Source organism: uncultured Bradyrhizobium sp. (assembly GCF_936928535.1).
Classification (GTDB): domain Bacteria; phylum Pseudomonadota; class Alphaproteobacteria; order Rhizobiales; family Xanthobacteraceae; genus Bradyrhizobium.
In genome coordinates this window covers 162,347-182,108 of sequence record NZ_CAKZHY010000093.1, presented here as the reverse complement: position 1 = coordinate 182,108, position 19,762 = coordinate 162,347, and the positions used below count along the sequence as shown (strand labels likewise).

Genomic DNA, 19,762 nt, shown 5'->3' with positions numbered 1-19,762 from the left:
CCGATGCCCAAATCCCTGGTCAAGTCAGGCGCCGTCATCGACGGCTACACGATCGGCGAATGCGTCCATGCCGGCGGCATGGCGACGCTGTGGACCGTCACGCATCCCGGTATCGATGGCCCGCTGCTGATGAAGGTCCCACGCGCCTCGGAAGGCGAGGACCCCGCCGCGATCGTCTCCTTCGAGATGGAGATGATGATCCTGCCGCGGCTCGCCGGCCCACACGTGCCGCACTGCTATGGCACCGGCGATTTCGCGAGCCAGGCCTATGCCGTGATCGAGCGCATTCCGGGAACCACGCTCTACAAGCGGCTGCCTGATCTGCCGCTGCCGTACGAGGAGGCACGGCTGCTGGTTGCCAGGATCGCGGCTGCGCTCGCCGATCTGCACCGGCAGAACGTGATCCATCACGACATCAAGCCGAGCAGCGTCATGTTCCGCGAGAGCGGCGATGCCGTTCTGATCGATTATGGCCTGTCGCGACACGATCATCTGCCCGATCTGTTGCAGGCAGAATTCCGCCTGCCTTACGGCACCGCGCCCTATATGGCGCCGGAGCGCCTCCTCGGCGTGCGCGATGATCCACGCAGCGATCTGTTCTCACTTGGTGTGCTGCTGTACTTCTTCACGACCGGCGAACGTCCGTTCGGCGAGGGCGAGACACTGCGCGCGATGCGCCGGAGGCTGTGGCGCGATCCGCATCCGCCGCGAAGCTTGCGCGCCGACTATCCGCCCTGGCTCCAGGAGGTGGTGCTGCGATGTCTCGAGATCGAGCCGGTCCGGCGCTACCCGACCGCGTCCCAACTGGCCTTCGATCTCGCCCATCCTGATCAGGTTAGGCTGACGGCGCGTTCGGAGCGGATGCAGCGCGATCCCTGGAGCGTGGCCTGGCGGCGCCGTTTCAACCAGGATGCCAGGCAGCCGCGAGCGAAGTCGGATGTCGCCGAGCAGATCGCCTCGAGCCCGATCCTTGCCGTCGCGCTCGACACTGTGGAAGGTGAGCCGGAGCTGAACGAGGCGCTGCGCGTGACCACGGAGCGCATTCTGGCGACGCTGCCGTCAGCGCGGCTTGCCTGCGTCAATGTGCTGAAGCTCAACCGCATCGCCATCGACAAGACGCTGGACGAGCAGGGCTCCAACAAGCACATCGACCGCCTGGTGGCGCTGCGGCATTGGGCGACGCCGCTGAAGCTCGACGAGAGCCGGCTGTCGGTTCACGTGCTGGAGGCGGTCGATCCCGCCACGGCGCTGCTGGAGTTCGCCGAGGTCAACCAGGTCGACCACGTCATCATCGGCGCCCGGCAGAGCTCATTCAGGCGCACGCTGCTTGGCAGCGTCTCGGCCAAGGTGGCGGCGGAAGCGGGCTGCACCGTCACCGTGGTGCGGCCGCCGCGGATGGCCATTGCCAAACCGGATGCCGGCGTGGTGTGGGGCTAGGGCATGTTCCGGAAAAGTGTGAAGCGGTTTTCCGAAAAGATCATGCTCAATAATCACGCCGCGTGGGCGGTGTGGACCGAGCGCTTGCGACGGATCGGCCAGGTGAAGTGCGGGCCGGCCTCGCCGTGATCCGCGTTGCCGCCGAAGTACTGAATGATCTCGCGGCACGGCTCGCAGTTGAAGAGGTTACGCGACGCGGACGCCTTGGTCATTTCCTTCAGGCAGTTCGGGCAATGCGGTTTCATCAGTCTTGGTCCAGAAGAGAATTTCAATGCCGGCGCGGTGACCGGAACGGGTGGTCCAGGTCGGTGGTCTCGGCGCCCGGATCGTCGCGCATCTCGCCTTCGGTGCGTTCGAGCCGACCGAAGAAATAGTCGAGGTTCGGGTGCGGGCGCCGCGGGATGCGGCACCGGCGTTTCGGCTGACGCTTCACGAGGGAGAGCTGCATGGTGTCAGATCCGCTGGCGACGGATGTGGCGCGCCGAACGTGCCGGGACCTGTACCGGTCCGGCCGACGGGCCGAACACAACGAACGCACAAAAACCGATCCACAACGCCACGCCAGTCCAAACCAGGGTCGTCGTCATGATGTGCTCCTGCCAAATCAGGCAGGAATCACTAGCGGTGATTTGCACGAATCAGGGAAGCCCGGAGGAGTACGGGTCGCGGTTGTATTTTTTGGGCATTGCGCGTTGCAACGTCCGTAAAGGCCGCAGATTTGCGGGCGCTGGCGCCGGTCAGATCGCCTCGCCGCGGGCCGCGAGCGCCGCGTTGCGGATCGCGGCAATATTGTTCTTGTAGGCGTCCTGCGTGCCGCCTTTGAACACGGACGTGCCGGCGACGAAGGCGTTGGCGCCGGCGGCTGCGAGCGCCCCGGCGACGTCGGGTCCGACGCCACCATCGACCTCGATGTCAACAGGCCGTCCCGCCGTCATCGCGCGGATGTCGCGGATCTTGCCGATTGCGGAGGGGATGAAGGCCTGGCCGCCGAAGCCGGGATTGACCGACATCACCAGCACGAGATCGACGAGGTCGAGCACGTATTCGAGCACGCTGATCGGCGTGCCCGGATTGAGCGAGACGCCGGCCTTCTTGCCGAGGGCGCGGATGGCCTGGAGCGAGCGGTGCAGATGAGGACCCGCCTCGGCATGCACGGTGATGTGGTCGCAGCCGGCCTTGGCGAAGGCCTCGAGATAGGGGTCGCAGGGCGAGATCATCAGATGCGCATCGAACACCTTCTTGGTGTGCGGGCGCATCGCCTTGATGACGTCGGGGCCGTAGGAGATGTTGGGCACGAAGTGCCCGTCCATCACGTCGAGATGGATCCAGTCGGCGCCGGCCGCGTCCACCGCACGAACCTCCTCGCCGAGCTTGGAGAAATCCGAGGCCAGGATCGAGGGCGCGATGGCCAGGGGGCGGGGGGTGAAAGCTTGGGTCATGGCGCTGTTTCCCGGGGCGGCAGGGCGAATGGCCTCGCCTAACATGGGCCTCACAGCCGGGCAATGCAGGGGCGGTGAGCTTCCTGTGGGCGGAAAATTCTGCCGCGGGCGGCATGAATTGCCGATGTTCCCGCACCCCGCAAAGCGGCGCCGTGCCGGATTTCATTGAGCTTTTTTCGCTGGCACGACGCTTGCTGACCTCAAGGGCGGAACATTGGCCGCGGCATGCCGCATGGTTGGAGTTGTGCAATGTTGTTCGCGCTTGGCGCCGTCTCGAGTGCACTTGATGCCATTCAATCGCTGACGAGCTCGAAGTCGTCTTCGACCCAGCAGACGGGCTCGTCGCCGAGCGCGGTGACCAATCCGTTTGCGATCGACAGCAGCAACAGCATTTCAACCAGCAGTTCCGCTTCGTCGGTGATCTCGGGCTACCATCCGCAGATATCGCCGGAGACGATGAATGCGTTGTTCGAAGCGCAGAGCCAGTCGAATTCATCGACCAGTTCCACATCGTCAAGCGCGACATCCTCGACCGCGACGAGCCGGGATGATGCGCTGAAGGATCTGTTCTCGAGGCTGGACGCCAATGGCGATGGCCAGATCAGCAAGTCCGAGTTCGAGAACGCGCTCAGCGCCGGCGGCACCAATCTGGCGAAGGCCGACGACGTGTTCTCCAAGCTTGATGGCAACTCCGACGGCAGCGTCAGCCTCGACGAGATGTCGAAGGCGCTGAAGGGCGCCGGTGGCCATCATGGCGGCCACCACCACGCGCACGCAGCGAGCGGCTCGGGCGATGCGTCGGGCAGCGGTTCGGATTCGTCGTCGTCATCGTCGAGCGGCGGGTCGACCTCGACCATCACGACCGCCGCCGACGGCTCGACCACCACCACCGTCAGCTATGCCGACGGCTTCAAGATGACGACGACCGTGCCGGGCGCGAATGCTCCCGGTAATTCGGCTTACGATCTGTTTGCGCAACTGATGCAGCAACAGGGCGGGCAGGGCCACGGCGCCTCGGCGGCCGCCGGCTCGTCGATGTCGATGAGCGTCTGAGCCGATTTCGTTTGAGAGAGGCCGCGGTGGCCTCTTACCTCGCCCCGCTTGCGGGGAGAGGTAGCGCACCGTCGCTGCGGCGCTAGCTAGCCGAACCCATCCTTCCAAGCCGGCTGCGCGCCCGGGAACGGCAGCGCGGTCGCGCTATAGACGCCGCGGGCGATGGCGCGGGCAACCACGTTTGCGGCGACCATGCCGAGCTCGGTGAGGCCGACGATCGGATCGATCGGCTTTGCGCATGTCGCGGCGGCGAAGAGCACGTCACCATCGGTTGGCGCATGTACCGGATAGATCGCACGCGCAAAGCCGGTGTGCGCGATCATCGCCAGCCGCTTGGCCTGGGGCTTGGTCAGCACCGCGTCGGTGACGACGGCGCCGATCGTGGTGTTCTCGCGCTCTGTTGCGGCAGGGCCGCCCTTGATGCGCATCTTGAGCATATCGTCGGTGAATTTGTCAGGCAGTCCGCGGCCGCCGAACTCGCCGCCAACCTCGAACGGCGCTGCCCAGAACCACGGTCCGTCACCGACGGTGGCGGTGCCGACCGCATTGACGGCGATGAGCGCCGCGACCTTGACGCCGCTGCTGGTGACGGCGGATGCAGAGCCGAGCCCGCCCTTGAACGTCGCGGTGGTTGCTCCAAGGCCCGCGCCGACGCTGCCGAGCGCAAACTCGCTCCCGGCCGAGGCGGCTGCGGCATAGCCGAGATCGCGATAGGGCGCGAAGCGGCCCCACGCCTTGTCGCCGCCGTTGAGCAGATCGAACAGGATCGCGCCCGGCACGATCGGGATCAGCGCCTCGCGGACGCGGAAGCCGCGGCCCTGCTCGGCAAGCCAGGCCTGGATGCCGCCGCCGGTCTCGATGCCGAAGGCGGAGCCGCCCGACAGCGCGATCGCGTCGACGCGCTCGACCGTATTGGCGAGGCCAAGCAGCGCATCGTCGCGTGTGCCGGGGCCGCCGCCGCGGACGTCGATCGCCGCAACCGCCGGCTGATCGAACACGATTGCCGTTGCGCCCGAGGCAAGCTTTGCGTCGTCGGCATGGCCGACGCGGACGCCGGCGATATCAGTGAGGAGGTTCTTCAAGGACGGCACTCCATGCGGCTGGCACCGTCCCAGCGATAGCGCACGCGAGCGGCGCGCTCAACTCGCCAGCGCCATCCTGAGCATCTTGGCGAGCTCCGACTTGCGGTAGGGCTTGGCCAGTAGCAGCACGCCGGAATCGAGCCGGCCATGATGGACGATGGCGTTTTCCGTGTAGCCCGAGGTGAACAGCGTCTTCAGCTCGGGGCGCCGCCGTGCCGCCTCGTCGGCGAGCTGGCGGCCGTTCATGTTGCCGGGCATGATGACGTCGGTGAAGAGCAGATCGATGTCCTTGTCGGCATCGATGATGACGAGGGCTTCGGCGGCGTTGGCCGCCTCGAGCGCGGCATAGCCGAGGCTCTTGACCTGAGTCACGACATACTGCCGCACCAGCGCGTCGTCCTCGACGATCAGGATCTTCTCGCTACCGCCGGTGATAGGCACATTCTGGAGCTGCTCGTACTCGGTCTCCTGCACGCCGGTGGACCGTGGCAGGTAGATCTTCACGCTCGTGCCGTGGCCTTCCTCGCTGTAGATCTTGATGTGTCCGCCGGACTGCTTGACGAAGCCGAACACCATGCTGAGGCCGAGGCCGGTGCCCTTGCCGACCTCCTTGGTGGTGAAGAACGGATCGAACACCCGCTCGAGCAGCGCGGCCGGAATGCCCGAGCCGGTGTCGCTGACCGCGATCATCACGTAATTGCCGGCGAGCACATCGGGATTCATGCTGGCATAGCCGTCGTCGAGGAAGATGTTGCGGGTCTCCAGCACCAGCGTGCCGCCGTCGGGCATGGCATCGCGCGCGTTCAGGGCGAGATTGAGGATCGCGGTCGAAAGCTGGCTCGGGTCGATCAGCGCCGGCCAGGCGTCTTCGGTGAGCTGCGGCATGATCGTGATCTGCTCGCCGAGCGTCGGGTGCAGGAGCTTTGCGGCCTCCAGCACCAGCGCATTGACGTCGATCTCGCGCGGCTGGAGCGGCTGTTTACGGGCGAAGGCAAGCAGATGCTTGGTCAGCTGCGCGCCGCGCTCGGCGGCATCGTCGATCAGCTTGGTGATGGCGGCGAGCTCGGGCCGGTCGGCGACCGCGTCCGCCAAGATACCGATCGTGCCGGTGATGACGGTGAGCACGTTGTTGAAATCGTGGGCGACGCCGCCGGTCAGCTGGCCGATGGAATCCATCTTCTGCGCCTGCCGGAACTGGGCTTCGGCGGCCTGCTTCTCGGTCAGGTCGCGCCCGATGAAGAAATGGCGCTTCACCGGCTCGGACCAGGTGCCCATCCAGTTCAATGAGACCTCGTGACCGTCATAATGGTAGTAGCGCGCCTCGAAGCTGCGCACAGTCTGGCCGCGGCGGGCCGCGCGCATCTCGCTCCGCGTCTTCTCGAGGTCATCAGGGTGGATGAAGTCGGTCGCGCTGTGGCCGATCATGTCCTCGGGGCTCAAGCCGAGAATGTCTCTTACGCTTGGGCTGACCTGGATGAAATTGCCGAAACCGTCGGTGACCAGGATCAAGTCGCGCGAGGTCTCGAAGATGCGCTGGCGCTCTTCGGTCTCGCGGCGGAGCTTTTCCCGCGCCTGTTTTTCCTCGGTGATGTCATGGGCGATCTTGGATGCGCCGATGATTTCGCCATTGTCCGATCGCAACGGCGAGACGGTCAGGACAACGTCGATCTGTCTGCCGTCCTTGCGGATTCGAACGGTCTCGTGCTGGGCGATCGACTCGTTGTTGCTGACGCGGTTGAGGAGGCCTCTGGCTTCGGCCTTCCGGTCATCAGGCACCACGAGATGGATCGACTGGCCGATGGCTTCAGAGGCCGAATAGCCGAACAGGCGCTCGGCAGCCCTGTTCCAGCCCGTGATGCGGCCGTCGAGCGACTCGGTGATGATGGCATCGTTGGAGGATTCGACCACGGCGCCGTAGAGCGCAAGGCGCTTGCCGTAATAGTCGCGCTCGAACGCCGATTGCTCGCGCAGCCGGCCGACGAGGCCCATCGTGGTCGCCTGGAGGCGGACGTTCTCGATCAAGAGCACGGCGAGCACGAAGCTCGCGGCGCCGAGGCCGTAGATGCGGCCGGCGTAGAAGCCGAGGTCGTAGCGGGCGACATTGACGATGGCCGACAGCGCGATGTCGAACAGCCAGGCACACATGGTGACCATCAGCCAGACGTCGATCACCGTATGTGGCTTGCGGAACCAGAGCGTGATCAGCGCCGCAAAGCTCAGGGACCAGATAAAGGACACCACGCCGATCATGGTGGTGGTGTAGCGGCCGTCCCTCAGCAGGACCGGCAGCAGATCGTGCTGTGCGGTGGCAATCCAGCCGATGACGATCATCGCGACGATCACACCGAGGACAGCGGACACGATCGTACGCTCGGTTGGTCCGTCGATCTTGTTGCCGCCGTTGCCGTCCTTCAGCCATCCATAGGCCAGCACGAACAACGGAAAGCCGCCGTGCCAGACCATGTAGAGCCATACCGTGGTCTGTGTGCCGGCGCCCAGCAGGCCGGTGGGGGCGAACAGTCCGGGGAAAGTGAGGGCATGGGTGACCGCCGCTGCGGCGGTGAAAAGATACCCCGTCGACAGCAGCAGCAACGCGCGGCTGCGCAGCACCGCGAATTGCGACAGCAGCAGAACCGCGGTAATGATGTCGCTGACGGCGAGCGCCGATTGGTAGCTGGCCACGAAGGCCGGCACCTCGATCAGGGAAGTCCCCGCGAAGGGGACAGCCAGCGCGAACAGGATTGCGGAGATCCCGACGATCGCCAACGCTGCAGTGCGATCGCTCTGCGTGGCCGGCAAGGTCGAAAGGAATGTGCTTCGGTCGTTTCTGGCGTGCACGTTGACCTCTCGCAGGGGCAGCATGGTAGTCCACGTGACGTCTTTGGCCGGCTGCCTTGGTTTGTCGGCCTTGGCGGATCGACCTTGGCGGGTCGACCTTGGCCTCCATGGTAGCCGGCTCTGGGCGCGTGTCCCGAGGGGATACGCCCACGACTCAACCGAGGGTTACAGCTTACTTAACTCGGACAGGGAATCGGAATAGGGAATCGGTAAGGTTGGCTTTACTGGACGGACCCATACTGCCTTGCCGTACGTCGCCGTTTGAATTGAACCAATTAATGATGCCAATCCGGGAGTTGTTCCCATGCCCCGTGTCCTTGTTGTGGATGACCAGAAGGACGTCCGCGCCATGGTCTCGATCGTCCTTCGGGTCAATCATTATGACGTGGTCGAAGCCGGGAGCGGTGCGGCCGGCCTGAAGGCCTTTGGCGAAGAGGTCTTCGACGCGGCCATTGTCGACATTTTCCTGACCGACGCCAGCGGTATCGAGGTCATGGCCGCCATTCGCGAGCGGGCGCCCGGGTTTCCGATTGTGGCGGTGTCGGGCATGACGACGATGGATTTCATGGGTGAGGCGCCCGGTCTCGATAGCGTGGTCTGCCTGCAAAAGCCGTTTCGGCCGAACGATCTGCTGCAAGCGCTCCGGAAGGCGCAACAAGCGGCAGGCGGCGAATTGTCTGCAGCCGTCTGACCGCGCTGCAAAAAGAAAACGCCCCGGCGGACCGGGGCGTTGACGTTGATCTTGTTAAAAGGTCAGGCGCCCTGTCTTAGGTGCCGTTGGCGTTGAGCTCGGCGTAGCCGCCCTTGGCGTCCCACTTGTAGACGACATAGTCGATCTGCTTGATGTCGCCCTTGGCATCATATTCGAGCGGACCAAGCACCGTATCCCACTTGCCGGCCTTGATGGTCTCCATGACCTTCTTGGCATCGGTGGTGCCGGCTTTCTTGACCGCCTGTGTCCAGACCTGCATCGCGGCATAGGTGTAGAGCGTGTAACCTTCCGGATCGATGCCCTTGGCCTTGAAGGCCTCAACGATCTTCTTGGCGCTCGGCTTGTTGCGCGGATCGGGACCGAAGGTGAACAGCGTGCCTTCGCCGGCCGGGCCAGTGATCGAGGCGTATTCCTTGTCGGCCAGCGCGTCGCCCGACATCAGGATCGTCTTCATGCCCTGGTCGCGCATCTGGCGCAGGATGAGGCCTGCCTCCTGGTGATAGCCGCCGACATAGACGAGGTCGATGTTCTCCTTCTTCAGGCGCGAGACGATCGCATTGAAGTCCTTGTCGCCCTTATTGTAGGCCTCATTGAGCTTCTCGGTGACGCCCGCCTTGTTGAGCGCCTTCTTGGTCTCATCGGCCAGGCCCTTGCCGTAGGTGGTCTTGTCGTTGAGAATCGCGATGTTCTTGCCCTTGAAATTCTTCGCGATGTACTGCGCGGCGATCAGGCCCTGCTGATCGTCACGGCCGCAGACGCGCGCCACGTTCCAGAGCTTGCGCTCGGTGAACAGCGGGTTGGTCGAGGCGGGCGTGATCTGGAGGACATTACCGTCGGCATACGCTTCTGAAGCGGGGATCGACGACGACGAGCAGAAGTGGCCCGCGACGAACGGGATCTTCGCACCCGCGATCTTTTCGGCAACTGAGCGGGCCTGCTTGGGATCGCAGGCATCGTCCTCGGCATCGAGCACCAGCTTCTTGCCTGCAACGCCGCCCGCGGCATTGATGTCGGCCACCGCCAGGTCGGCGCCGTTCTTCATCTGGCGGCCGAAGGCGGATTCGGTGCCGGTCATCGGGCCCGCGACTGCGATGGTGAGGTCGTCTGCGAATGCTGCCGTTGACAGCGCAACGGAAGCGCCGAATGCCAGACCGATGAGTTTCAGTGATTTCATGAGATACCTCGCGGGTGATCGTCTGTGGGAGTTGCCGGGCAAGCCCGGTCCAAACCGGCGCCATTCTTCAATGAATTTTTCGAGAAGTCACCGGCAAAATACGGGCAGTTGCAAAGATATCTCGCCGCATTCGGCCGCACGAGAGGGCCGTCAGGCGTGCCGGCCGCCTTCCAGGTAGGCCGCGCGAATCTCAGGGCGCTGCAGCAACTCGGCGCCGGTCCCGGCCAGCGTGATCAGTCCGTTGACCATGACATAGCCGCGGTGGGCGAGTTTCAGTGCATGGTTGGCGTTCTGCTCGACGATGAGAACGGTCAGGCCGTCCTGGCGGTTCAGGGTACGGATCGCATCGAAGATCTGCCGCGCGATGAGGGGCGCGAGCCCCAGCGAGGGTTCATCGAGCATCAGAAGGCGCGGGCGGCTCATCAGCGCCCGGCCTATCGCCAGCATCTGCTGCTCGCCGCCCGACAGGGTTCCGCCGCGCTGCATGACGCGTTCTTTCAGCCGTGGGAACAGCGCGAACACGCGCTCCCGGGTGCTTTCCCGCTCCGCCTCCGTGCAATCGGTGACGTCGGCGCCCATCTGGAGGTTTTCCGCGACGCTCATGCGGGGGAAGATGCGGCGGCCCTCCGGCGACTGAGCAATGCGCAAATGCGCGATCTGATGGGTCGGGACAGAGGAAATGTCCCGGCCGTCGAACAGGATCTGGCCGGCGCGGGCGCGCGGCTTGCCGAAGATCGTCATCATCAGCGTCGACTTGCCGGCGCCGTTGGCGCCGATCAGCGCGACGATCTCGCCGGCATTGATCTCGACATCGACGCCCTTCAGAGCCTCGATCTTGCCGTAGGCGGCGCGCAAGCCGCGGATCGCGAGCAGGGGAGCGGCTGACGTCACGAGCCGCCCTCCATCACCGCCGCAGCCTCTTCCTCGTCGGTACCGAGATAGGCGGCGATCACCTTCGGGTCGTCGCGCACCTCCCGGGGCGTGCCCTGCGCGATTTTCACGCCATGGTCCATCACCACGATGTGGTCCGAGATCTCCATCACCACCGACATATCGTGCTCGATGAGCAGGATCGAGGTACCGAGCTCGCCGCGGATCGACTGCAAGAGCTCACTCAGCGCGGCGCTCTCGCGTGCATTGAGGCCGGCGGCGGGTTCGTCCAGGCAGAGCAGCGCGGGCTCGGTGCACATCGCGCGCGCGATCTCGAGCCGGCGCTGGTCGCCATAGGCGAGGTTGCCTGCGGCATCGTCGGCGCGGTCGAGCAGATTGATCCGTTTGAGCCAGTCGCTCGCGAGCGCGATCGCGCGCTTTTCGGCGTCGCGATAAGTCGGGACGCCGATCAGGCCGAGAAACGTGAAGCCCGATGCGCGCATCAACGTGTTGTGCTGGGCCACCATCAGGTTCTCCAGCGCCGTCATGCCGGGAAACAGGCGGATGTTCTGGAAGGTTCGAGCGACCTTGGCCTGCTTGGCGATACGGAAGTCGTTCAGCCGCTCCAGCGCGCTCTGCCTGCCGTCGTCATGGTTGAGACGAATGGCGCCGCCGGTCGGCTTGTAGAAGCCGGTGATGCAGTTGAAGACGGTGGTCTTGCCTGCGCCGTTCGGTCCGATCAGCGCGGTGATCTTCTTCCGTTCGGCCGCAAACGACAGGTCCTGCACGGCGATGATGCCGCCAAAGCGCATGGTGAGCCGGTCGACGCTGAGAATTGGCTCGCCGCTCATCCGTGGCCCTCCTTGACGAGGTCGGAGGAGATCGCCTGCGCCTTGGTCAGATACACGGTCGGCGCGCGATGACCGATGATGCCGCGTGGTCGCCAGATCATGATCAGCACCATCGCCATGCCGAACACCAGCATGCGGTAGGTTTCGAGGCCGCGGAACAGCTCGAAGCCGCCGATCATGGTGAGGGCGGCGAGCGCGACACCGAGCTGCGAGCCCATGCCGCCGAGCACGACGATGGCGAGCACCAGCGCCGATTCCTGGAAGGTGAAGGATTCCGGGCTGATGAAGCCCTGGCGGGTCGCGAAGAACGCGCCGGCAAAGCCGCCGAACATCGCGCCGGTCGCGAATGCCGTGAGCTTGGTCGTCGTGGTGTTGATGCCGAGCGCGCGGCAGGCCACCTCGTCCTCGCGCAGCGCTTCCCAGGCCCGGCCGATCGGCAGGCGGCGCAGGCGGATCGTCACCCAGTTGGTGAGCAGGGCCAGCGCCAGGATCAGATAGAACAGGAAGACGATGCGATGGGTCGGCGAATATTCGATGCCGAGTTTTGCCGCCAGGCCGTCGTCGCTGTTGTCGAGCGGAATGCCGAAGAAAGAGGGGCGGGGAATTCCGGACACGCCGTTGGGGCCGCCGGTCAGATCCTGCCAGTTCAGGATGACCAGCCGGATGATCTCGCCGAAAGCAAGGGTCACGATGGCGAGATAGTCGCCGCGCAACCGCAGCACCGGAAAGCCGAGCATGGCTCCCCAGATCGCGGCGAGCATGCCGGCGAGCGGCAGGCAGACCCAGAACGACCAGCCGAAATTCGTGGCGAGTAGCGCATAGGAATAGGCACCCACCGCGTAGAAGGCGACATAGCCGAGATCGAGCAGGCCGGCGAGCCCGACCACGACGTTCAGGCCCCAGCCGAGCATCACGTAGGTGAGCACGAGGATGGCGAGATCGAGGATATAGCGCTGATTGTAGAAGATGACGGGCACGAGCAAGGTGAAGACGAGCAGAGCCGGACCCAGGAAGCGGCCCGCCAGTGACAGGCTGCGCTGGACCGGCGCTGGCACGAGCTTTTCGGCACCGGTCGGTCCGATCCATTGCCGCAGCAGCTCAACGACGATGGACCCGCCGAACACGAGGCCGACGATGGAGGCGAGATCGCCGAGGCGCGTCCACCAGGTTAGCTGGCCATCGGGACCGGCCTCGGTGCGGATGCCGATCATCAACGAGAACAGCACCAGCGCAACGCATGCGCTGAGGAAAGCCTTTTTCAGGATGAACGGAATGGCCGCCGTCCGGCTGGCCTGCGTGGTTTCGGTTGAAAGGGCTGTCACGCGAGCGGCCCGTCAGACTTTTTCGACTTCGGGCCGGCCAAGCAGACCGGTCGGCATGAAGATCAGGACAATGATCAGAATCGAGAAGGCGGCGACGTCCTTGTACTCCACCGAGAAATAGGCCGACCAGAAGGTCTCAATCAGGCCGATCGCGAGCCCGCCCAGCACCGCGCCGGGCAGCGAGCCGATGCCGCCCAGCACGGCCGCCGTGAATGCCTTGATACCTGCGACGAAGCCCATGAAGAAATCGACCTGACCGTAATAGAGCAGGTACATCATGCCCGCGACTGAGGCGAGCGCCGCTCCGATCACGAAAGTCATCGAAATGGTTCGATCCACGTCGACGCCGAGCAGTGCCGCCATGGTCTGGTCCTGCTCGCAGGCTCGCATGTCGCGTCCGAGCCGAGTCCGCGAGACAAGCCAGGTGAACATGGCCAGCAGCACGATGGTGACCGACACGACCATGATCTGCATATTGGAGAGCCGCACCGCAAACCCCTCGGCGCCTTCATGCAGCGTGTAGCCGCCCGTGATGATCGGCGGTACCGGCTTGACGCGGGCGCCCTGCGCGACTTGCGAATAGTTGGTCAGCACGAAGGACATGCCGATCGCCGACAGCATCGGTGCGAGCCGGAAGGAGTGTCGCAGCGGCCGATAAGCGATGCGCTCGACGGTCCAGCCATAGAGTGCAGTGACCGCCATCGCGACCAGCAGAACGAGTAGCAGGATCAGTGGGATCGCGGTCAGACCGAGTGAGACCAGGAGCAGGAAGGAGATGAGGGCGATGAAGCCGCCGATCATGAAGATGTCGCCGTGGGCGAAATTGATCATGCCGACGATGCCGTAGACCATCGTGTAGCCGATCGCGATCAGACCGTAGATGGAGCCGAGCACGAGGCCGTTGATGAGCTGCTGGGCGAAGTAATCCATGGGCTGCCGTTACCAAACCTGACGTTGAAAGGGGAGGTATTCGAGAGAGTGCTTACGTTTCTTCTCGGGCGCCGGCAGCCCCTTCTTCTTCCAGTTTTGTAACAGGAGGGAACTGGCGACTGCAACGGGGGATGCCTTGGCATAAAGGCTTGTACAGAGTTGATTTCGATGTCGGACACCGACGCGCGGTTCCGCACCTGCGAGGAACCGGGTTCCGCAGAGCAACCAAAAACATCGCCAGCCGTTGTCTTCCCCACTGACGTCCAACCAGGGAGTTTCCCCCAATGACGAAGCAGCAGAACCAGAATCCGGGCCAGCAGCGCCCGGGGCAGCAGCAAGGTGGCGGCCAGAAACCCGGACAGCAGCAGCAAGATCCGATGCGCCAGGGCGACAAGCCCGGGCAGCAGCAGGGCGGGCAGCAGGATAACAAGCTGGATTGAACGCCCAGGGAGTAGCGTCGTGGGGCCTCGCCGAAAGGCGGGGCCTTTTTCTTATGCCGGGTCATTCCGAGGCGATGCAAAGCATCGGACCCGGAATCTCGAGATTCTCAGCTGCGCAATTGCGCACCATAGTTCGGCTCTTCGAGCCGCCCGGACCGACGAACCTGTCAACAGGTCAGTTAAGGTAAACAAAGGGTTTAAATTGCCGCCATAGTCCGATGCGAGTTAGCTCCCCGCAAAGCCTTCCGGGAAGGCGCGGATACTAAGCGAAGCGGGAAGCGGCATGTTCAGGAACTGGCGGATCGGCTCGGTCAACGGCGCGCTGCTGGCGGCTTATTTCATCCCGGCCTGGACGATGGTCGCTTTCAACATCATGGTCGCACCGGTGCATGGGCTCTACGAGCGGCCGAGTGTCGCCGTGGCGCTGTTCCTCAGCGACCAGCTGCAGATGTCCGGCATGAGCACGGTGCGCGCCGCCTGGCTGCTGGCGCTGGGACGGCTGACCGTGGTTGCCTTCTTTGCCATCCAACTTGCGCTTCTGGCCATTCCGCGCACCCGCAAGAGCGGGGCGAGCGATGAGGCGCTCAGCATTGCGCTTGCGATCGGCAGCCTGATCTCGTTCGCGAGCATGGTGATGGCTTCCAAGGTCGGCGAGATGGCCGCCCTTCGGTTGCACGCCACGGAGCTGTTGCTGCTGCTTGGCGCCGCAATTGTGCTGCTGATCGAGCGGCCGGCCGAAGCGCCGAAGACGCTTGCCGTTCCGGATACCGCACCGCTAGCCTTTGATGAGGCCGAGCTCCTGCACAATCGCTGAGGCTTCCTTGACGGCGTGGTTCGCCGCCGGAACGCCGCAATAGATCGCCTGCTGCAGCAGGATTTCCTTGATGTCATCAGGGGTGAAGCCGCCCTCGGCCAGCGCCGCGCGCACGTGCAGGCGGAATTCATCCCATTGTCCGAGCGCGACCATGGTGCCGATGACCAGCACCCGCCGCGTGCGCTCGTCGAAATGCGGCCGCGTCCAGATCTCGCCCCAGGCATAGCGTGTGATCATGTCCTGGAAGTCGGTGTTGAACGCGTTGCGGTTCGCGATCGACTTGTCGACCCAGGCATTGCCCAGCACTTTTCGGCGCACCTTCATGCCGGCATCGCGACGGTTCTGATCGTCCATGGTGTTTCCTCCTGATCGGTCATTCCGGGGCGCCTCGGAGAGGCGAACCCGGAATCTCGAAATGAATGAAATGCGGATCGAGATTCCGGGTTCGATGCTTAGCATCGCCCCGGAATGACGGGCGGTGCTGCTACCGCTGCGTCAAAAATCCCACCACCGCGTCGGTGAACGCGTGCGGCTGCTCGACATTGGAAATGTGAGCGGCATCGATGATGGTCATGCTGGCGCCGGGAATGTTCGAGCGGATCAGCTCGCCCGCCGAGATCGGGGTTGCCTGGTCATGGCGGCCGGCGATCACCAGCGTCGGGCTCTTGATGTCAGGCAGTAGCGCGCGTTGATCGAGCGTCGACAGCGCTTCGCAGCAGGCGAGATAGCCCTCGACGGGTGTGGCGAGCAGCATCGCTTTCATTCTGGCGGTGATGTCAGGCTCGCGCTCGCGGAAATCCTGGGTCAGCCAGCCGGCAATCACGGCATCGGCGACCGCTGCGATGCCGCCCTTCTTCACGGCGTCGATGCGCTCCAGCCATCTGGTCGGCTCGGCATAGTAGCAGGAGGTGTTGGCGAGGATCAGCTTGCCGAATCTTTCAGGCGCGTTGGCGCCGAGCCATTGCCCGACCATGCCACCCATCGACAGGCCGCACCAATGCACTTTCTCGATGTTGAGATCGTCGAGGATCGCGAGCACGTCGCGGCCGAAGCGCTCCATCGTATAGGGGCCGGGCGGGACGTTGGACTTGCCATGGCCGCGGCGATCGTAGCGGATGACGCGGAACACCTGCGTCAGCGCCTTCATCTGCGGCTCCCACATCTGCAGCGTGCAGCCGAGCGAGTTCGAGAGCATCAAGGTCGGCCCGCCGTCGCGGCCCTCGACGGAGACGTTGATCAGGCAACCGTCGGCATCGATCATGGGCATGCGGCGTCTCCGTGTTACTTTCGCTCGGGGCTGCTCTATTCGCGCTCGAGGCTGTCGAGCAGCCGGTCGATCAGAGCTTGAGAAGCTCCTTGATAGGCCATCGGCTCTAACAATGCCGCAATTTTCTCAGGCGTCAGATGCGCAGTGACCTGCGAATCGGCGGCGAGAATGTCGCGCAGGTGCTTCTTCTCGGCGACCGCGCGCTTGCTCGCGGCCTCGATCAGGTGATGCGCCTCGCTCTTGCCGATCTTGTCGGCCAGCGCAAAGGTGACGGCTTCCGCCATGATCAGCCCGTGCGTCGTATCGAGATTGCTGCGCATGCGCGCGGCATCGACCTCGAGGCCTTCGGCGATGTCGACGATGGCGGCCAGCGCGCCTGATGTGACCAGCATCAATTGCGGCAGCGTGGGCCATTCCGCATGCCAGGGCCCGGCGCTGCGCTCGTGGTCCTGCACCTGTGCGGCAAGAATCGTAGCTGTGAGCTGCGGGGCCATGGTCGCGCAGCCGAGCGCGCTTGCGGCCGCGACCGGATTGCGCTTGTGCGGCATGGTCGAGGAGCCACCGCGGCCTTCGCCGGCCGGCTCGAACGCTTCGCCGACATCGGTCTGCATCATCAGCGAGACGTCGCGCGCGATCTTGCCGCAGCTGCCGGCAAGGATCGCAAAGCTTGATGCCGCCTCGGCGATACGGTCGCGATGGGTGTGCCAGGGCGCCTCGGGCAGCGGCAGGTTCAACTCCTGCGCCAGCCGTTCGGCGACCGCGAGCCCCTCGTCGCCGAGTGCGGCGAGCGTGCCGGCGGCGCCGCCGAATTGCAACGCGAGGCCCTCGCGGCGGAGCCGCCGAAGGCGGCAGCGGGCCCGCGCGAGGCTCGATGCATATTCAGCGGCCTTGAGGCCGAATGGCATCGGCAGCGCGTGCTGGAGCCAGGTCCGCGCCACCATCGCCGTGTTGCGATGGGCGCGCGCGAGCGCGGCAAAGCCCTTGATGGCGCGGCTGAGGTCGGCATCGAGCGCATCGATTGCGGCACGAAGTGCCAGCATGGTCGCGGTGTCGATGACGTCCTGGCTGGTTGCGCCCCAATGCACGTAGCGCGCGGCATCGCTGTCGGCTTTGCCGACATTGGCGGTCAGCATCTTGACCAGCGGAATCGCGAGATTGCCCGACCGGGTGGCAGCCTCGGCCAGGGCGGCCATGTCGAAGGAATCAGCCTTGCAGGCGGTTGCGATCGGACCCACCGCGGCTGCAGGAATCACGCCTGTGGCGGCTTCGGCACGGGCCAGGGCTGCCTCGAAATCGAGCATGTTTTGCAGCGTGGTCCGGTCGTCGCAGACGGCGCGCATGGCTGCGCTCGACAGCATCGGCGCAAGCAGGGGGGAGAGGGCTGTGCTCATGTTGCGCAAGTCCTGGATAGCGACCTAATCACCATGCCCCGGCTCTGCCAATCCCTGACGATCAGCACAAGACTTTTTGCAGGTGCGAATATGCATTCCACGTGACCGTGGGGTACCCTTTTCTTTGCGGCCTCCCTGCGTTACTTGAGCATCCCCACCTTTTGCGATCCCGGAGGCAGCCCATGGCCATGACGATGAACGGCGAAGTCCAGCTTGCGGCGCCGCGCGAGGCCGTCTGGGAGAAGCTCAACGATCCCGCGGTGCTGAAGGCCTGCATCCCCGGCTGCGAGGAGCTGGAGAAGACCGAGGACGGCGGCTTTCGTGCGACCGCGAAAATGAAGGTCGGCCCGGTCTCGGCGCGCTTCAAGGGCAAGGTGATGCTCTCGGATCTCGACCCGCCAAACGGCTACAAGATCTCGGGCGAAGGCGAGGGCGGGGTGGCCGGCTTTGCCAAGGGCGGCGCCGCCGTGAGGCTCGCCGAGAAGGATGGCGGCACGCTGCTCTCCTATGACGTCGAGGCGCAGATCGGCGGCAAGTTGGCGCAGCTCGGGCAGCGTCTGATCAACGGCACCGCCAAGAAGCTGGCGGACGAATTTTTCGCGAACTTCGTCAAGGCGGTACAGGGCTGAGGCTCTAGCGTTTCGTCATGGCGCCTTGCGCTTGGGGCAATATTGCCCCCGGCCATAATGGCCCATATGATGGGTTGGAATAATTATAAGAAAGAACCGCTTCGACGGGACCCGTTGGGGCGCTGATAGAGAGTGCTTATGGCAAAAATCTCCCTCATCGTGAACGGCAATCCTGTTACCGGCAATGTGGATCCCCGCACGCTTCTGGTGCAGTTCCTGCGCGAGAATCTGCGCCTGACCGGCACCCATGTCGGCTGCGACACCTCGCAGTGCGGCGCCTGCGTCGTGCATCTCGACGGTAAGGCCGTGAAGTCATGCACCACCTTGGCCGTCATGGCCGACGGCCACGAGGTCAAGACCATCGAGGGACTGGCCGCCGACGGCGCGCCGCTGCATCCGATGCAGGAAGCCTTCCGCGAGCACCATGGCCTGCAATGCGGCTTCTGCACGCCCGGCATGATCATGACCGCGATCGACATCGTGCACCGCAAGGGCCATGAGCTCGACGACCATACGATCCGGGAAGAGCTGGAAGGTAATCTCTGCCGCTGCACCGGCTACCAGAACATCGTCGCCTCGATCGCCGCCGGCGCCAAGGCGATGGCGAAATCCGATCTCGCGTAACCGCGCGCCCTCCGCGATCAGGACACCCTCATGTACGAATTCAAATACCATCGCCCCGGGACCGTCCGGCAGGCCGCCAATCTGCTGGTGAAGAACGAAGACGCCAAGCTGGTCGCCGGCGGCCACACGCTGATTCCGGTCATGAAGCAGCGGCTCGCCAGCCCGCCGCATCTGGTCGACCTCTCTCACATCGAGGGGCTGAACACGATCGAGATGAAGGGCCGGTCGCTGGTGATCGGCGCCACCGCCAAGCATGCCGAGGTCGCGACCTCGGCCATCGTCGGTGAAGCCATTCCGGCGCTTGCCAATCTCGCCAGCCAGATCGGCGATCCCGCGGTGCGTCACAAGGGCACGATCGGCGGCTCGCTAGCCAACAACGATCCGACAGCGGACTATCCGGCCGCCGTCCTCGCGCTCGGCGCCACCATCGTCACCAACAAGCGCCGCCTCAAGGCCGAGGAGTTTTTCCAGGGCCTGTTCTCGACCGCGCTCGAAGCCGACGAGATCATCACCAAGGTGATGTTCCCGCTGCCGAAGAAGGCCGCCTACATCAAGTTCCGCAATCAGGCTTCGCGTTACGCGCTGGTCGGTGTGTTCGTGGCGCGGCGTCCATCGGACGTGCGCGTCGCCGTCACCGGTGCCGGTTCGGACGGCGTGTTCCGCGTCGAGGCGTTCGAGGAAGCGCTGAAGAAGCGCTTTGCGTCGAAGGCGATCGAAGGCATCGAGGTGCCGGCGGAAGGGCTGAACAGCGATATTCACGGCAGCGCCGAATACCGCGCGCATCTGATCGGCGTGCTGACCCGGCGCGCCCTCGATGCCGCCAATGCCAAAGGGTGAGGGATCCTCACGCCTCGGCCAAACTTGTCCCGGTGAGGGCGTAGCGAGACTG

General features: G+C 64.5%; 22 protein-coding genes. 8 read left to right on the top strand and 14 right to left on the bottom strand.

Annotated elements, in window-relative coordinates; genetic code table 11:
* Positions 1-3 precede the first annotated feature (3 nt).
* Positions 4-1,437, top strand: a complete 1,434-nt coding sequence (locus Q0687_RS16260) for a bifunctional serine/threonine-protein kinase/universal stress protein (protein WP_298878449.1) — start codon at positions 4-6, stop codon at positions 1,435-1,437.
* Positions 1,438-1,490: 53 nt separating this feature from the next.
* Here Q0687_RS16260 and Q0687_RS16255 read toward each other — a convergent pair whose 3' ends face one another.
* The 4 genes from Q0687_RS16255 to rpe form a co-directional block, all read right to left on the bottom strand.
* Positions 1,491-1,682 carry a hypothetical protein gene (locus tag Q0687_RS16255; RefSeq protein WP_128950965.1) on the bottom strand — a complete coding sequence of 64 codons (192 nt, stop codon included), beginning with the start codon at positions 1,680-1,682 and terminating at the stop codon, positions 1,491-1,493.
* A 23-nt stretch (positions 1,683-1,705) separates the two neighbouring features.
* Positions 1,706-1,885, bottom strand: a complete 180-nt coding sequence (locus Q0687_RS16250) for a hypothetical protein (protein ID WP_298878443.1) — start codon at positions 1,883-1,885, stop codon at positions 1,706-1,708.
* Positions 1,886-1,889: 4 nt separating this feature from the next.
* Positions 1,890-2,024, bottom strand: a complete 135-nt coding sequence (locus tag Q0687_RS16245) for a hypothetical protein (RefSeq protein ID WP_298878441.1) — start codon at positions 2,022-2,024, stop codon at positions 1,890-1,892.
* 150 nt (positions 2,025-2,174) lie between these two features.
* Positions 2,175-2,876 (bottom strand): ribulose-phosphate 3-epimerase, encoded by a 702-nt coding sequence (gene rpe / locus Q0687_RS16240; protein WP_298878440.1) that lies wholly within the window; start codon positions 2,874-2,876, stop codon positions 2,175-2,177.
* 249 nt (positions 2,877-3,125) lie between these two features.
* Between rpe and Q0687_RS16235 the strand changes: the two genes are divergently transcribed.
* A complete protein-coding gene (locus Q0687_RS16235) occupies positions 3,126-3,929 on the top strand; it encodes an EF-hand domain-containing protein (RefSeq protein ID WP_298878439.1) in 804 nt (267 codons plus the stop codon).
* A gap of 86 nt (positions 3,930-4,015) precedes the next feature.
* Here the strand turns inward: Q0687_RS16235 and Q0687_RS16230 are convergent, their stop codons facing one another.
* Positions 4,016-5,011, bottom strand: a complete 996-nt coding sequence (locus tag Q0687_RS16230) for a P1 family peptidase (RefSeq protein WP_298878438.1) — start codon at positions 5,009-5,011, stop codon at positions 4,016-4,018.
* A 57-nt stretch (positions 5,012-5,068) separates the two neighbouring features.
* Complete coding sequence (locus tag Q0687_RS16225) at positions 5,069-7,873, bottom strand: PAS domain S-box protein (protein ID WP_298878436.1); 2,805 nt, start codon at positions 7,871-7,873, stop codon at positions 5,069-5,071.
* 280 nt (positions 7,874-8,153) lie between these two features.
* On the opposite strand from Q0687_RS16225, the gene Q0687_RS16220 reads away from it, so the two are divergent.
* Positions 8,154-8,540 (top strand): response regulator, encoded by a 387-nt coding sequence (locus Q0687_RS16220; RefSeq protein WP_298878434.1) that lies wholly within the window; start codon positions 8,154-8,156, stop codon positions 8,538-8,540.
* 76 nt (positions 8,541-8,616) lie between these two features.
* Here Q0687_RS16220 and Q0687_RS16215 read toward each other — a convergent pair whose 3' ends face one another.
* The 5 genes from Q0687_RS16215 to Q0687_RS16195 form a co-directional block, all read right to left on the bottom strand.
* Positions 8,617-9,735: a branched-chain amino acid ABC transporter substrate-binding protein gene (locus Q0687_RS16215; RefSeq protein ID WP_298878432.1), complete on the bottom strand. Its 1,119-nt coding sequence runs from the start codon at positions 9,733-9,735 to the stop codon at positions 8,617-8,619.
* A gap of 150 nt (positions 9,736-9,885) precedes the next feature.
* Positions 9,886-10,626, bottom strand: coding sequence for an ABC transporter ATP-binding protein (locus tag Q0687_RS16210; protein WP_298878430.1), 741 nt, complete (start codon positions 10,624-10,626; stop codon positions 9,886-9,888).
* Positions 10,623-11,456: an ATP-binding cassette domain-containing protein gene (locus Q0687_RS16205; protein ID WP_298878428.1), complete on the bottom strand. Its 834-nt coding sequence runs from the start codon at positions 11,454-11,456 to the stop codon at positions 10,623-10,625. The genes Q0687_RS16210 and Q0687_RS16205 overlap by 4 nt, the downstream gene beginning before the upstream one ends.
* Positions 11,453-12,778, bottom strand: coding sequence for a high-affinity branched-chain amino acid ABC transporter permease LivM (gene livM / locus Q0687_RS16200; RefSeq protein ID WP_298878427.1), 1,326 nt, complete (start codon positions 12,776-12,778; stop codon positions 11,453-11,455). Before livM ends, Q0687_RS16205 begins: the two co-directional genes overlap by 4 nt.
* Before the next feature lie 12 nt (positions 12,779-12,790).
* Positions 12,791-13,708 (bottom strand): branched-chain amino acid ABC transporter permease LivH, encoded by a 918-nt coding sequence (locus tag Q0687_RS16195; protein ID WP_298878425.1) that lies wholly within the window; start codon positions 13,706-13,708, stop codon positions 12,791-12,793.
* 284 nt (positions 13,709-13,992) lie between these two features.
* On the opposite strand from Q0687_RS16195, the gene Q0687_RS16190 reads away from it, so the two are divergent.
* Together Q0687_RS16190 and Q0687_RS16185 are read left to right on the top strand one after the other, a co-directional pair.
* The gene (locus Q0687_RS16190) at positions 13,993-14,148 is read left to right on the top strand and encodes a hypothetical protein (protein ID WP_298878423.1); all 156 of its coding nucleotides are present in this window, start codon (positions 13,993-13,995) and stop codon (positions 14,146-14,148) included.
* Positions 14,149-14,431: 283 nt separating this feature from the next.
* Positions 14,432-14,962 (top strand): hypothetical protein, encoded by a 531-nt coding sequence (locus Q0687_RS16185; protein ID WP_298878421.1) that lies wholly within the window; start codon positions 14,432-14,434, stop codon positions 14,960-14,962.
* Here the strand turns inward: Q0687_RS16185 and Q0687_RS16180 are convergent.
* The 3 genes from Q0687_RS16180 to Q0687_RS16170 all read right to left on the bottom strand — a co-directional run bounded on the left by Q0687_RS16180 (position 14,924) and on the right by Q0687_RS16170 (position 17,620).
* Positions 14,924-15,316 (bottom strand): carboxymuconolactone decarboxylase family protein, encoded by a 393-nt coding sequence (locus tag Q0687_RS16180; RefSeq protein ID WP_298878419.1) that lies wholly within the window; start codon positions 15,314-15,316, stop codon positions 14,924-14,926. The two genes, Q0687_RS16185 and Q0687_RS16180, sit on opposite strands and share 39 nt — an antisense overlap.
* 130 nt (positions 15,317-15,446) lie before the next feature.
* Positions 15,447-16,229 carry a 3-oxoadipate enol-lactonase gene (gene pcaD / locus Q0687_RS16175; protein ID WP_298878417.1) on the bottom strand — a complete coding sequence of 261 codons (783 nt, stop codon included), beginning with the start codon at positions 16,227-16,229 and terminating at the stop codon, positions 15,447-15,449.
* 35 nt (positions 16,230-16,264) lie between these two features.
* Positions 16,265-17,620, bottom strand: a complete 1,356-nt coding sequence (locus tag Q0687_RS16170; RefSeq protein WP_298878415.1) for a 3-carboxy-cis,cis-muconate cycloisomerase — start codon at positions 17,618-17,620, stop codon at positions 16,265-16,267.
* A 182-nt stretch (positions 17,621-17,802) separates the two neighbouring features.
* Between Q0687_RS16170 and Q0687_RS16165 the strand changes: the two genes are divergently transcribed.
* The 3 genes from Q0687_RS16165 (at position 17,803) to Q0687_RS16155 (ending at position 19,710) form a co-directional block, all read left to right on the top strand.
* Entirely contained in the window at positions 17,803-18,249 is a 447-nt protein-coding gene (locus Q0687_RS16165) for a carbon monoxide dehydrogenase subunit G (protein WP_298878414.1), read from the top strand.
* A gap of 138 nt (positions 18,250-18,387) precedes the next feature.
* Positions 18,388-18,873: a (2Fe-2S)-binding protein gene (locus tag Q0687_RS16160; protein ID WP_057748873.1), complete on the top strand. Its 486-nt coding sequence runs from the start codon at positions 18,388-18,390 to the stop codon at positions 18,871-18,873.
* 30 nt (positions 18,874-18,903) lie between these two features.
* A complete protein-coding gene (locus Q0687_RS16155; protein WP_298878410.1) occupies positions 18,904-19,710 on the top strand; it encodes a xanthine dehydrogenase family protein subunit M in 807 nt (268 codons plus the stop codon).
* Positions 19,711-19,762: the final 52 nt, after the last annotated feature.